General features: G+C 73.9%; 14 protein-coding genes and 1 riboswitch. Of the genes, 6 read left to right on the top strand and 8 right to left on the bottom strand.

Features of this window, described 5'->3' with window-relative positions:
• The first annotated feature begins 49 nt into the window (after positions 1 to 49).
• Entirely contained in the window at positions 50 to 670 is a 621-nt protein-coding gene (locus ABZO31_RS28030) for a helix-turn-helix domain-containing protein (protein WP_406864080.1), read from the top strand.
• A gap of 34 nt (positions 671 to 704) precedes the next feature.
• On the top strand, positions 705 to 857 hold the full coding sequence (locus ABZO31_RS28035) for a DUF6126 family protein (RefSeq protein ID WP_406864081.1): 153 nt from the start codon (positions 705 to 707) through the stop codon (positions 855 to 857).
• Here ABZO31_RS28035 and ABZO31_RS28040 read toward each other — a convergent pair whose 3' ends face one another.
• The gene (locus ABZO31_RS28040; protein WP_406864082.1) at positions 858 to 1,670 is read right to left on the bottom strand and encodes a tyrosine-protein phosphatase; all 813 of its coding nucleotides are present in this window, start codon (positions 1,668 to 1,670) and stop codon (positions 858 to 860) included.
• 354 nt (positions 1,671 to 2,024) lie between these two features.
• A riboswitch (cyclic di-AMP (ydaO/yuaA leader) is annotated at positions 2,025 to 2,211 on the top strand.
• Between the two features lie 4 nt (positions 2,212 to 2,215).
• Between ABZO31_RS28040 and ABZO31_RS28045 the strand changes: the two genes are divergently transcribed.
• Entirely contained in the window at positions 2,216 to 3,160 is a 945-nt protein-coding gene (locus ABZO31_RS28045) for a M23 family metallopeptidase (protein ID WP_406864083.1), read from the top strand.
• 164 nt (positions 3,161 to 3,324) lie between these two features.
• Positions 3,325 to 4,119 carry an SGNH/GDSL hydrolase family protein gene (locus ABZO31_RS28050; RefSeq protein ID WP_406864084.1) on the top strand — a complete coding sequence of 265 codons (795 nt, stop codon included), beginning with the start codon at positions 3,325 to 3,327 and terminating at the stop codon, positions 4,117 to 4,119.
• Here ABZO31_RS28050 and ABZO31_RS28055 read toward each other — a convergent pair.
• From ABZO31_RS28055 to ABZO31_RS28075, 5 genes are read right to left on the bottom strand one after another with little or no spacing between them, the layout of a single operon-like run.
• Entirely contained in the window at positions 4,106 to 4,975 is an 870-nt protein-coding gene (locus ABZO31_RS28055; RefSeq protein ID WP_406864085.1) for an STM4011 family radical SAM protein, read from the bottom strand. The genes ABZO31_RS28050 and ABZO31_RS28055 overlap by 14 nt on opposite strands.
• An 8-nt stretch (positions 4,976 to 4,983) precedes the next feature.
• The gene (locus tag ABZO31_RS28060; protein ID WP_406864086.1) at positions 4,984 to 6,321 is read right to left on the bottom strand and encodes an STM4012 family radical SAM protein; all 1,338 of its coding nucleotides are present in this window, start codon (positions 6,319 to 6,321) and stop codon (positions 4,984 to 4,986) included.
• Positions 6,318 to 7,154 carry an STM4013/SEN3800 family hydrolase gene (locus ABZO31_RS28065; RefSeq protein WP_406865504.1) on the bottom strand — a complete coding sequence of 279 codons (837 nt, stop codon included), beginning with the start codon at positions 7,152 to 7,154 and terminating at the stop codon, positions 6,318 to 6,320. The genes ABZO31_RS28060 and ABZO31_RS28065 overlap by 4 nt, the downstream gene beginning before the upstream one ends.
• Before the next feature lie 17 nt (positions 7,155 to 7,171).
• Complete coding sequence (locus ABZO31_RS28070) at positions 7,172 to 8,305, bottom strand: STM4014 family protein (protein WP_406864087.1); 1,134 nt, start codon at positions 8,303 to 8,305, stop codon at positions 7,172 to 7,174.
• On the bottom strand, positions 8,302 to 9,258 hold the full coding sequence (locus tag ABZO31_RS28075; RefSeq protein WP_406864088.1) for an STM4015 family protein: 957 nt from the start codon (positions 9,256 to 9,258) through the stop codon (positions 8,302 to 8,304). The genes ABZO31_RS28070 and ABZO31_RS28075 overlap by 4 nt, the downstream gene beginning before the upstream one ends.
• Positions 9,259 to 9,413: 155 nt before the next feature.
• On the opposite strand from ABZO31_RS28075, the gene ABZO31_RS28080 reads away from it, so the two are divergent.
• On the top strand, positions 9,414 to 9,740 hold the full coding sequence (locus ABZO31_RS28080) for a hypothetical protein (protein ID WP_406864089.1): 327 nt from the start codon (positions 9,414 to 9,416) through the stop codon (positions 9,738 to 9,740).
• Between the two features lie 18 nt (positions 9,741 to 9,758).
• Positions 9,759 to 10,805: a DUF6745 domain-containing protein gene (locus ABZO31_RS28085; RefSeq protein WP_406864090.1), complete on the top strand. Its 1,047-nt coding sequence runs from the start codon at positions 9,759 to 9,761 to the stop codon at positions 10,803 to 10,805.
• Here the strand turns inward: ABZO31_RS28085 and ABZO31_RS28090 are convergent.
• Together ABZO31_RS28090 and ABZO31_RS28095 are read right to left on the bottom strand one after the other, a co-directional pair.
• Positions 10,781 to 11,416 (bottom strand): TetR/AcrR family transcriptional regulator, encoded by a 636-nt coding sequence (locus ABZO31_RS28090; protein ID WP_406864092.1) that lies wholly within the window; start codon positions 11,414 to 11,416, stop codon positions 10,781 to 10,783. The genes ABZO31_RS28085 and ABZO31_RS28090 overlap by 25 nt on opposite strands.
• Before the next feature lie 39 nt (positions 11,417 to 11,455).
• Entirely contained in the window at positions 11,456 to 12,661 is a 1,206-nt protein-coding gene (locus ABZO31_RS28095) for a Glu/Leu/Phe/Val dehydrogenase dimerization domain-containing protein (protein WP_406864093.1), read from the bottom strand.
• Positions 12,662 to 12,668 lie beyond the last annotated feature (7 nt).

Genomic DNA, 12,668 nt, shown 5'->3' on the forward strand with positions numbered 1-12,668 from the left:
CTCGGGCAAGAAAGTTGCCTCTGAGGAAAGGTCCTGGCGGAATGGAGGCATGGAGCACGACCACCTCCCCGGGGAGCCCGCCCCGGACGCCCTGCCGGACGTCGCCCCCCAGCTGCGTGGACTGCGCCGCCGCCGGGGGCTGACCCTGGAGACCGCCGCCCAGCGCGCCGGTCTCTCGCCGGCCCATCTGTCCCGGCTCGAGACGGGCCGCCGGCAACCCTCGCTGCCGATGCTGCTGGCCCTCGCCCGTATCTACGGTACGACGGTCTCCGCGCTCCTGGGGGAGGTCTCCCCGGAGTACGACCCCATCGTCCGGGCCGGCCGGTCCGAGCCGGTGGAGGCGGACGGCTGGGTGTACCACCAGGCGGGTGGCGCCGGCCGGGCGCTGCAGGCGCTGCGGGTGCACGTCCCGCACGCCACCCGGGCCGACATCGTGCGGGTCCACCCCGGCGAGGAGTGGATCCACGTGCTGCGCGGCCAGGTGCGGCTGGCCCTCGGCGACACCGTGCACGTCCTCGACCCGGGGGACAGCGCGCACTTCGACTCGCTCACCCCGCACCGCATCGGCGCCGCCACTCCCGACGGCGCGGACGTGCTCTTCGTCCACACGCTGCTGCAGACCCCCGCCGCCGAGCTGTGCCTCGGCGACCCGGGTCCGCATCGCCGCTGAACTCTCGCCGTTGAACTCTCAGGAGGTACCCGACATGTCCGACAAGTCAGCCGCCGTCACCGGCGAGGAGCGCGGGGGCGGCAGGTTCCCCAAGGGCCTGGTGCTGCGCCTCTTCGCCTACCTGATCGCCGGCCACCTCTTCGCCGGCTTCCTGTACCTGCTCTTCGCCCTCGGCGGCCAGAACTAGCTACCCCTGCGTGAGCAGCCGGGCCCGCAGCAGCTCGCGGGTCCCGGCGGAGAGCTTCAGGCCCTCCGTGAGGTAGCCCTCGACCGAGCCGTACGTCTCGTCCATCTGGGCGAACGCGGCCCGCAGGTAGTCGACGCGGGCGTCGAACAGCGGGCTCAGCAGCTCCATGACCGCGGGCGACATCCCGTCCGGGGCGGTGGAGCTGCGGTGCACCTTGTAGCGGCGGTGCGGCTCGTTGGACTTCACGTAGTCGGCCTCGATGGCCTCCCGCTCGACGCCGACCGCGAGCAGCGACACCGCGATCGACAGTCCGGCGCGGTCCTTGCCCGCCGCGCAGTGCATCAGTGCCGGCACGCTGTCCTCGGCCAGGGCGTGCACGATCCGGCTGTGCTCGGGCGCCCGCTGCACAATCATCTTCCGGTATGAATCGGACATTCGGGCGGCCGCCTTGCCGTCCCCGAGCATCTCCCGCAGCGTCGCCAGGTCGCCCGACCGCACCAGCTTCCAGAACTCCTTGCCGTCCGCCGGATCGTTCAGGGGTATGTGCACGTTCCGCGTGCCGGGCAGCTCCACGTCCAGGCCCTCGAAGGCCCGGTCCGCCTCGTTGCGGAAGTCGAAGACCGTGTGCAGGCCGAGCGTCGACAGGAACGCCGCGTCCTCGGCGGTGGCGTGGGCCAGGTGACCGCTGCGGAACAGCCGGCCCGGCGCCACGGACCGGCCGTCCGCGGTCGGCAGGCCCGCCACGTCACGGAAGTTGCGAACGCCCGTCAGCTCGGGTTCGGTCGGCGGGGCCTGGGGCGTCTGCTGCGTCACGGCTGCTCCTGGTGCTCGATGGCGAGAAGAGATCGGTTCCTGGGGCAATCATCCAGGGTCGCCGCCCGGCGGCGCACCCCGCCGGGCGGTAATGGGCTTTCTGTCCGAATTGAGGGCTTCGATATAACGCGCCCTGATTGCAGGGGAGATGGGTTCGGGGGAGTGAGCAGCGTCATAACCGTGACCGTCCGTGCCTGATCATTTTTCCCAAATGCCGTGTGCGGAAAGGAACGCGAAGATCCGTCATCCACGGAGGGTGACCGGAATTCCGGAGGGAAATTCCCGGCGAAGAATGCGAACGGGAATTCGTGGCTTGTTCCTCGCGACTCGGCTCGTCTAGCGTCACGCTCACTCCGGTCGGACCCGCCGAATCCTGCCACCGTCCGGATTTCCGCACCCACCCACGTACGGCAGGAGCGGGGGACCCAGGTAACACGCCGTTCCTCGACCAAGGACGGCTCGGGGTGAAGTCGCGCATCGCGCGGCCGGACAACTCCAGTCCGAACCCGACAGCTCACCTCGCAGGCGACGGAGAGGAATTCGCCATGCCCACGAAGGGTAAGCATCGCCGTCCCAAGGCCAATCCGCTGACCCGCGGCATCGTCGCCGCCGGAGCGGGCGGCGCCGTCGTCGCTCTGCCGCTGTTCGGCGCCACCGGCGCCCACGCGGCCGAGCAGTCCGCCCCCGCGGCCGCCGAGCGCGTCGCCGCCGTGGCCGCCGCGCAGCCGGCCGCCGCCCCGCAGGCCGCCACCGCCAAGGCGAAGGCCAAGGCGAAGATCTACTCCGTCGTCCGCGGCGACTACCTGTCCAAGATCGCCGCGGAGCACGACCTCGCCGGCGGCTGGAAGAAGCTCTACGCGGACAACCGCCAGGTCGTCGGCGACAACCCGTCGCTGATCTTCCCGGGCATGAAGCTCACCCTCGGCGCCAAGTCCACGGCCAAGGCCCCCGCCGCCAAGCCCGCGGCCAAGCCCGCCGCCAAGGCCGAGCGCAAGGCCGCGCCGAAGCCCGCCCCGAAGGCCAAGGCCGCCGACGAGACCCGCAGCTCCCGCAGCGCCGAGCGCGCGGCCGCCCCGGCCGCCGCCTCCGGCTGGTTCGCCCCCGTCGAGGGCGGCGTCTCCACCGCGTACCGCGCCTCCGGCTCGATGTGGTCCTCCGGCTACCACACCGGTGTCGACTTCATGGCCTCCTCCGGCACCAACGTCCGCGCCGTCGGCGCCGGCACCGTGGTCTCCGCCGGCTGGGGCGGCGCTTACGGCAACGAGGTCGTCATCCAGCACGCCGACGGCAGCTACTCGCAGTACGCCCACCTCTCCTCGCTCGCCGTCTCGGCCGGCGAGAGCGTGCGCGGCGGCCAGCAGATCGGGCTCTCCGGCTCGACCGGCAACTCCAGCGGCCCGCACCTGCACTTCGAGATCCGCACCGGCCCGAGCTACGGCTCGGACGTCGACCCGCTGGCCTACCTGCGCAGCCACGGCGTCTCGATCTGACGCACGCCGCACGAGCGGCCCACGGGAGGCCCGGCACGTACCCACGTGCCGGGCCTCCGGCGTATTCCGAATTGGGGAGATCTTGACCGGTGGCGTATCTCACCCTGCGTCAACCCCTCCTTACGGTCGCGTAGGTCACATCCGGGACGGAATGATGCACCCTCGTGGCAGACGATTCGAGATCCAGAGACAGTGACGCATTCGGGTCGTACGCGGCGATCGGCGACAGCTTCACCGAGGGCGTCGGCGACCCGGCCCCGGACGGCACCTTCGTCGGCTGGGCGGACCGGTTCGCGGTCCTGCTCGCCGACCAGCTCCCCGAGCCCGACGCGTTCCGGTACGCGAACCTCGCGGTGCGCGGCAGGCTCCTCGACCAGATCGTGGAGGAGCAGGTGCCGCGCGCCAAGGAGCTCGCCCCCGACCTGGTGACCTTCTGCGCGGGCGGCAACGACATCATCCGGCCCGGGAGCGACCCCGACGACGTCGCGGAGCGGTTCGAGCGCGCGGTCGCCGACCTGACGTCCTCCGTCGGCACGGTCATGGTGACCACCGGCTTCGACACCCGGGGCGTGCCGGTGCTCAAGCACCTGCGCGGCAAGATCGCGACGTACACCGCGCACGTGCGCGCCGTCGCCGACCGCTACGGCTGTCCCGTCCTGGACCTGTGGTCGCTCAAGTCCGTGCAGGACCGGCGGGCCTGGGACGACGACCGGCTGCACCTGTCGCCCGAGGGCCACACCCGCGTCGCGCTGCGCGCCGCCCAGGTCCTCGGCGTGCCGGTGCCCACCGAGCCCGACCAGCCCTGGCCGCCGCTGCCGCCGCGCGGCACCCTCGAGGTCACCCGCGACGACGTCCAGTGGGCGCGCGAGTACCTGGTGCCCTGGATCGGGCGCCGGCTGCGCGGGGAGAGCTCCGGCGACCACGTGACCGCCAAGCGCCCGGACCTCATGCCGCTGTGATCGGTACGCCGGCGGCCGGGATCCGTTCCAGCACGCCGCCGGCGAACACGTCGTACAACGGCAGCGACTCCAGGTGGACGTACCCGATGTGGCAGTCGCACACCGCGAGCGGGCAGGCCCGGGGGCGCAGCGCGGCGCGGTAGGACCCGTCGTAGAGGTTGCCCAGCTCGGCCGGGACGAAGTGGCAGCGGCGGACCGTGCCGTCGCCGTCCACCGAGATCACCGACGCGCCGGTCCGGCACGGCAGCCCCGCCGAACGGTGCGGCTGCCGGCTGTACGGGAAGAGCGGGTCGAGGGCCGTCCACACCGCGGCCTCCTCGTCCGTGTACGTGTGCCCCTCCGCCGCGTTCACCCACAGGTACACCCGCTCCGGCAGCTCGGCGCGCAGCCGGCGGGCGTGCTTCAGATGGTCCGGCAGACCGACCACGCCCACGCTGAACCGGACGCCCCGCTCCGCCAGGTCGCGGCACTTGCCGAGGAAGCGGTCGTACGGCGTCTGGCCCGGGTGGTACGTGCACCACAGCGCCACCGTCTCCGGATCCGCCTCCGCCAGCCACTCCGTGCGGCAGCTCAGGTTCGTCTGGATCGCCACCCGCTCGACGTGCGGCAGCCGGGACAGCTCGACGAGCGCGCGCCGGTACCAGGAGCGGACCAGCCCCTCGCCCCACGGGGTGAAGAGGATCTTGAGCCGGTCGCCCGCCTCGCCCGCCGCGGCCGCCCAGGCGGCGAACCGCTCCAGCGCCGCCCGGTCGGCGCGCAGCTGCTCCCGGCTGTCCCGGCGCTTGGCGAACGGGCAGTACGGACAGTCGTAGTCGCAGGAGGCCAGCGGGCCGCGATAGAGGATCGTCAGGTCCATGCCCCGCCCTACTTCAGCTCGTACGCGGCCATCGCCGCCCGCACCGCCGGCGAGAACAGCTCGGGGCCAAGGCCGTCCGAGTACGCCAGGCCCTCCGCCGAGAGCCGCAGCAGGCCCGCCGGGGCGTCCCCGTCCAGCCAGCCCCGTGCCTCGAAGCGGGCCAGTTCGCCCGGGAAGTCCGCGAACGGCGAGCACCCGAAGCGCTCGGTGTACGTGTCGAGGGCCAGCCCCTCCGCCTGGAGCAGCGACTGCAGCAGATGGCGGCGGCGCGCCTCGCCGGCGTCGACCCGGCGGCCCACCTCGGCCCGCGTGAAGTCCTCGGTCGCGGTGTACGCGTCGATGATCCCGCGGACCTCGGGCATGCCGACGGCGTAGTCGAAGGAGTAGTGGAGCGTCGAGGTGTACGAGCGGGCGCCGCACCCGAGCCCGATCATCCCGTCCGTCTGGCAGGCGTGGTCGTCCGGGCCCTGCGGCCGGGCGTCCGCGCGCCGGAACATGCGCATCGACACCTGCTCGTAGCCGTGCACCAGGAGGTGGTCGCGGCCGTGGCGGTACAGGCGCAGCCGCTGCTCGTCCCACTCCGCGTCCGAGACGGGTCCGCGCCGGCCGAGGCCGGTGAGCGGGCGTACGTAGAGGGGATAGAGGTACAGCTCCTCCGGCCGCCAGGCGAGCGCCGCGTCGAGCGACCGCCGCCAGCTCCGCTCGGTCTGGCCGTCGATGCCGTAGATCAGGTCGATGTTGAGGACCGGCACGCCGCTGTCCCGGATGCGGCCCAGCGCCGCCTCCACGTCGGCCCGGCGCTGCGGCCGGACCGCCGCCCGCGCCTCCGACTCCTCGAAGCTCTGCACGCCGAGGCTCAGCCGGGTCGCGCCCCGGTCCGCGAGGACGGAGAGGCGGTCCGCGGTCGCCGTCGCCGGGGATGCCTCCACCGACAGGGGGATCGTCCGCAGGTCCGCGCCCATCCGCTTCTCGGCGATGTCGCAGAGCCGTTCCAGCTCGGTGGCGGTCAGGAAGGTGGGCGTGCCGCCGCCGAAGGCCGCCGTCGCGAAGCGGACGGGCGGCGTCGCGTCGCCGAGCGCCTCGCGGACCGCGGTGGCCTGCCGGTCGAGCGCGTCGAGGTACCGGCCGGTGAGCTCGTCGGGCGCGCCGATCCGGGTGAAGAGATTGCAGAAGCCGCAGCGGACCTCGCAGAACGGTATGTGGGCGTAGAGCGAGAGGGCGTCCTTGGGCTCGTCGGCCCAGAGCTCCGCGAGACGGGGGCGGTCGTCGAGCGTGCGGTACGCGGTCTTGTGCGGGTAGGCGTAGACGTAGCTCTCGTACGGGCGGGGGAGCGCGGGCGGGGTCATGAGCGGACCTCCGGGGTGTCGGCTCGGCCGGCCGGGCCGTCCAGGAGGAACTGCGCGTACGGGACCGTCCACACGGTCTCGTGGCCGATCCGGTGGCCGGTGTGGCCGTCCTCGCCGTACGCCGTGCCGTGGTCGGAGCACACGATCGCGAAGCAGGGGCGGCGGCCGCTCATCGCCGCGAACAGCCGCCCGATGTGCCGGTCCACGTACTCCAGCGCCGCCGCGTGGCTGGCACGGGAGTCGCCCGACTCGCGGGTCGCGCCGGGCAGATGGAACCAGTTCGGCTGGTGCAGCGCGGCCACGTTGACGAACAGGAACAGCCGCTGCTCGTCGGGGAGTGCGGCGACGACCTCCTCGGCGCGGGCGACCTGCGCCTCGAAGGAGGTCGGGGACGCGACGCCGAACTCCGGCTCCCAGTGGCTCTCCTGGAAGAGGCCGGGCAGCACGGAGCCCAGCGGGCCCTGCTTGTTGAAGAAGCCGACGCCGCCGATGCACACCGTGCGGTACCCGTGCGCGGCGACACCGGAGACCAGGTCCGGGGTGTCGTACACGAACGTGCCGCCGGCGGTGGTCTCGCTGCCCGCGAACCGGGCGGCGAAGAGCCGCGGGTGCGGCCCGGGGGACGCCGGCGTGGGCAGGAAACCGGCGAACATCGCCTGGTGGGAGGCGTACGTGAAACTTCCGGGCGCGTGCCGGCGCTCCCAGCGGCCGCCGGGCAGGTACCGGGCGAGGTGCGGAAGGCGGCCCGCGGCGGCGAGCTCGGCGGCGACGTCGTACCGGAGCGTGTCGAGGGTGACGAGGAGCAGGTCGTGGCTGCCCACGAGCTCGTTCATGTCGGGTGCTGCTGTGGTCATGGGCGGGTGGTTCCCGGGGTGGTGGTGCGGTTCGTGTGCAGGAGCGCGGCGACCTGGGCCGCGTACGTGTCGAGGCCCTCGGCGCCGCTGCCCGGCAGGCCGGTGAGCCCGGGCAGGAGGTCGCCGAAGGCGTTGACCTCGCCGACGGCGAAGCGCCGCCAGCCGGTCGCGGGCAGCAGGTCGACGCCCACGCAGCGGGTGCCGGGGAACGCGGCGGCGGCGCGCTCGCACACGCCGAGCGCGTCCGGCCAGCCGGCGCCCGCCGCGGCGACGGCCGTGCGGGCCGCGTCCAGGTCGCCCCGGGCGCCGCCGAGATGGAGGTTGGTGAGCGGGGAGCGGCTGGTGCGGACGAGGGCATGGGTGGCCCGGCCGTCGATCACCACCACCCGCAGATCGGCGCTGCGGCCGCCCTGCGTCGCCTTCGGCAGCCAGCGCTCCAGGTGCAGCCCGTCGGGGGCGAGGACGTCGACGATCGCCGCGACCTCGGACTCGGTGGTGTAGCGGCGCACCCGCAGCGAGTTGAACAGCCGTCCGTCCGGGGCGCGTTCCACCGAGGTGGTGGCCTGCACCCGGCCGGATCCGGCCGTCTCCACCGCGAGGACGCCCGAGGCGGAGGAACCGTGCGCGAGCTTCACGAACACCCGGCGCAGACCGGCCTCGGCCATCCGTGCCCGGACGTCCGCCCAGCCCGTGACGGCGGGCGCGCCGGGCCCGGAGGTCGGCGACTCGGGCACGGGCACGCCCGCCTCACGCAGCCGGCCGTGCGTCAGCCGCTTGTCGAACAGCACGGCGAGGTCGGCCGGATCGTCGAGGAGCGCGGCGCCGGCGGCCCCGGCCGAGGCGGCCAGCTCCGCGACCACCTCGGTGAAGCGCGCGTACCAGCGGCCGCTGCCCTCCACGCGGGTCGGGTCGTCGACCCCGCGCAACAGCCGGTCGACCTCCGGGTGTTCGCCCGGCGAGTCGAGCCGGACGGACTCGCCCGCGGCGAAGCGCGCCGTGCCCCGCACCACGTCCAGCCAGGGCATCACCCGGGCTTCGGGCAGCCCGGCGGCCCGCACGGCGGCGCGGAAGTACGCGACGCGGCGGTTCTCCGGGTGGCCGACGACGACGAGGCGCGGGGCGGCGGTCATTCGCCGACCGCGACGTACCGGTGCTCTTCGCCGTCCCACTCGTCCGGCTGCTGCGCGTCCTCGGCGACGACCCGCACGCCCTGGGGGCCGAGTTCGGCGACGATCCGCTCCAGCATCTCCTCGGACAGGTAGTGGTGGGAGAGGTCCAGCGAGGCCAGATGCGTCAGTGGCTGCCCGCCGAGCAGCGCCACCGCGCCGATGTCGCTGAGCGTGCCCATGGACAGGTCCAGGTGCTCCAGGCGGGCGACGACCGGCGCGCCCGCGACGGCCTCGGCGATCTCGTCCTGGATGGAGCTGTTGCGCAGCGCGAGCCGGCGCAGGGCCGGGACGTGCGTGCCGGCGAGCAGCGTCGCCAGGTCGCCGGGGACGCTGTCGGCGCCGTACTCGTCGGTGCCGAGCCACAGCTCCAGGTCCTTCAGGGCAGGCAGCTCGCTGCCGGCGATGCCGCGCACCACCTCGGCGCCCAGACCGCCCGACTCGACGAGGAGGGTCTCGAGGACGGTGTGCTTGACCGGCGGGAACGCGAGGTTCGACCCGCCGCGCACGCCGAAGCCGCGCAGCCCCGGGTAGGCGGCGAGCAGCGGGGTCACGTCGCTCTGCTGGATCCACGAGATCTCGCAGTCCTCGGAGTCCATGTCGCCGAGGAAGAGCCCTTCGAGGGCGGTGAGCCGGTTGTTGGCGGCGATCAGCCGCGTGACGATCGCGGAGGAGTCGGTGTCGTACGCGTCCTCCCAGCCGCCGACGACCAGCGCGCGGACGCGACGCGTGTCGACCGTCTCCAGGAAGCGGTCGAACGTCTCCGTCCACTCCTCCTCGTCCGCGTCGCGGTACGTAGGAGCGGAGACCCGCCAGACCACCGACTCTGGCTCGGGCAGGCGGACGCTGCTGCCGGGCTCGGGGAACTCGAACAGGGGCAGGTCGTGCAGCCCATCCAAGTGGAACCCAAGGGTCATGGCTGTGCTCCAGACACCGGCTGGCCGGCGGACGGCGGTGATTCGGACGATGCGAGAAGTTGTACCAAGAGCCGCTGACAACGCGTTGTCAGACCCTGCCTCTAGCGTCGTGGATGTTCGGAGGCGCCGGGTCGCCGGACGGGGAGGGGAGAGCCATGTACCGGCAGGGAGACGTGCTGCTCGTGCCCGCGGCGGAGGACGCCGTGCCCGCGCACGTGAAGCGGGCGAAGGGGGAGCCGCGGGACGCGCGGGGCCGGCTCGTGCTGGCGCTCGGCGAGGTGACGGGGCACGCGCACGCGATCCCGGGGCCGGGCCGGCTGGTGCGCGAGCCGGGCCCGTGGGGGCCGCTGCTGCTCGAACTGCCGGAGGGCGGCCGCCTGGTGCACGAGGAGCATGCGCCGATCGTGCTGCCGAAGGGCTGGTACCGGGTGCTCCGGCAGCGGGAGTACGTGCCGGGTGCGTACCGCGTGATCGCGGACTGACAGGGGGAGCGGAAAGAGATGAACGACGTATCAGTGACCGCGGTGGACCGCTGGCGGGCCGTCGCCGCCGCGACCGGGCCCGCCGACCGGGCCGCCGCCGAGGCCGGAGTCCGGCTCGCCTACCGCCTGGCCGGGCTGCCGGAGCCGCGGGAGATCCGCTGGGCGGACTCGCCGCGCGCGGCGCTCGCGCTGCTGAAGGAGCTGACGGGCAAGGGGCGTTCGGTGCGGGACGCGGTGCGCACCCGGCCGTGGGCGGAGGAGCGGCGCCGGGTCCACGACGAACTGGGCCCCGGTGGCTGGGCGGCCCACTGGTCCGTGACCGGCGCGCGGCTGTGGGACACCACGCGGGCGCTGGCGGACCGGATACGGGACGGGATCCTCGACGGGGGGCCGGACGGCGCCGGCGGTCCGGACGGCCAGGGGGTGGACGCGGCGTGGGCCGGCGAGGCGCGGCTGCTGCTCCTCGACGCGGTGCTCGGCCAGCACGACGCCGCGTGGCTCGCCGCCTTCGACGGGCGGGGCGAACGGCTCGCCGGGCTCGCGGAGGTGGCCGCGCACGCCGGCTGGTGGTGGCCGTACGAGCGGGTCGCCGTGGTGTGCGAGCGCCCCGTCGGGCTGCACCGGGACGAGGCGGGGCGGCTGGACCGCGGCGACGGCCCGGCGCTGGCCTTCGCGGACGGCTTCGCGCTGTACGCCTGGCGCGGCATGCCCGTGCCCTCCGACTTCCCCGAGCAGCTGACCGGCCTCACTTCGGAGCGGATACGCACCGAGGAGAACGCCGAACTGCGGCGCGTGATGCTGGAGTTCTACGGCTACGAGCGCTTCCTCGCCGAATCCGGCGCCCAGCCGGTGCACCGGGACGAGACCGGGGTGCTGTGGCGGATCGGGCTGGACGACGACGAGGACGTGGTGATGGTCGAGGTGGTCAACTCCACGCCGGAGCCGGACGGCACGTACCGCACGTACTGGCTTCGGGTGCCCCCGGAGACCCGGACCGCGCGGGCGGGCGTCGCCTGGACCTTCGGCGTGCCGGTGGAGGACTACCGGCCGCTGGTGGAGACCTGAGGCAGGCCGGGGAAGCCGTCGGGCAGGCCGAGCTCGCGGGCGAGCGCCTGGTCGGCCCACTCCAGCATCGCGGCGCGGGAGAGCGAGCCGGCGTACGAGGTCATCTGGACGCCGAGCCCGTCGAGGAAGGCGGTCAGCCGCCAGGCCGCGCCGGCGGGGTCCGGGCAGGGGAACTCGCCGGCCGCGGCGCCCTCGGCGATCACGGCGGTCAGCTCGGCCTTCCACTGCTGGTCCAGGTTCCTGGCGACCTCCCGCAGGGTGGGCTCGCGCAGGGCCGCCGCCCAGCCCTCGATCCACAGCCGCCAGCCCTTGGCCTGCCCCGTGGGCGCGTACCAGCGCACCGCGGCCCGCAGCCGGCGGGTGGCGGAGGTGCGGCGGCTCAGCAGTTTCCGCAGATGGGCCAGGTCGCTCTCGGCGGCGTAGGCGAACGCCTCGGCCAGCAGTTTCTCCTTGGTGGAGAAGTGGTAGAGGACGAGCGCGTTGCTCACGCCGAGCTCGGCGGCGACGTCCGCGATCCGTACGGCGGCGACGCCCCGGGCCTCGATCTGCGCGACTGCGGCGCGCAGCAGCTCCTCACGCCGCTCCGCCACGCTCAACCGGACTCTCGCCACGTCGTCACCTTACACAGCACATGACACGGTCATGATCATCTAGTCGGCCGGACGGGGCCCGTCCGTGCCGTACCAGCCGTGGCGTTCCGCCAGCGCCGCCATCCGGTCCTCGGCCAGGGCGTACGCGGCCGCGCGCGGCGTCGTGCCGTCCTTGTCCGCCCGGTCCAGCGTGTCCCCGACGAGGGTCCGCATGGCCCGCCGGGTGTACGTGAACACCTCCTCCGCGTCCGCGCCGACGTCGCCGAAGAGGGTCCACCACCACCAGGCGTTGGTCCCCGAATTCACCACGACGTCGGGCAGGACCGTGACACCGCGCGACGTCAGCAGTTCCTCCGCGTCCGGGAGCACCGGCAGGTTCGCCGCCTCCACGATCCAGCGGGCGGTGATCCATGCCTGGTTCGCGGTGTCCACCGCGTACGAGACCGCCGCCGGCACGAGCACGTCCACGTCCGCGGAGAGCCAGGCGTACCCGGCCTCCGCGCGGTCGCCCGGCCGGAGCGCGGCGCGGTTGACCGTGCCGTGCGCGTCCCGGGCCGCGAGCAGCGCGGTCACGTCGAGCCCCGCCGGGTTGGCGATGGTGCCCCGCTCGTCGGCGACCGCGGTGATCCGCATCCCGGCCCGCTCCAGGAACAGGGCCGTCGCCCCGCCCATGGTGCCGAAGCCCTGCAGGGCCACCCGGGCGCCCGCGGCCGGCTCCCCGGCCCGGTCGAGCACGGCCAGTACCGACTCGGCGACACCGAAGCCGCCGATCAGCGCGTCCAGGCCGAGCCCGTCGACCCGCAGCGCGAAGGCGTCGGCGAGCCGCCTGCGGGCCGCCGCCTCGTCGTCGAGCAGCGGGAAGACGGCCTGTACGGACGAGACGAGCCCGGCCTCGGCGGCCGCCCGGTCGATCAGCTCCTGCGACAGCCCCAGGTCCTCGCCGGTGGCCCAGAAGCGCTCGACGTACGGCCGCATCGCCCGCAGGTAGCGGACCAGGACGCCGTACGCCTCCGGGTCCCGCGGATCGCAGTCGATACCGCCCTTCGCCCCGCCCAGTGGCACGTACCGCGCCTCGGGGTCGTAGTGGAGGGCTTCCTTGTACGTCATGGCACGGGCCAGCCCGGCGACCTCGGCGCGGGTGCAGCCGGGCCGCATCCGCAGGCCGCCACTGGCGACCCCGCGCACCAGGCGGTCCACGACCAGGTGGCCGCGGCGGCCGGTGACGTGGTCCGTCCAGTCGACGGACAGAAGGGGGGCGGTGCTCATGAAACGT

The sequence above is a fragment of the Streptomyces solicamelliae genome (assembly GCF_045348655.1).
Classification (GTDB): Bacteria; Actinomycetota; Actinomycetes; order Streptomycetales; family Streptomycetaceae; genus Streptomyces; species Streptomyces solicamelliae.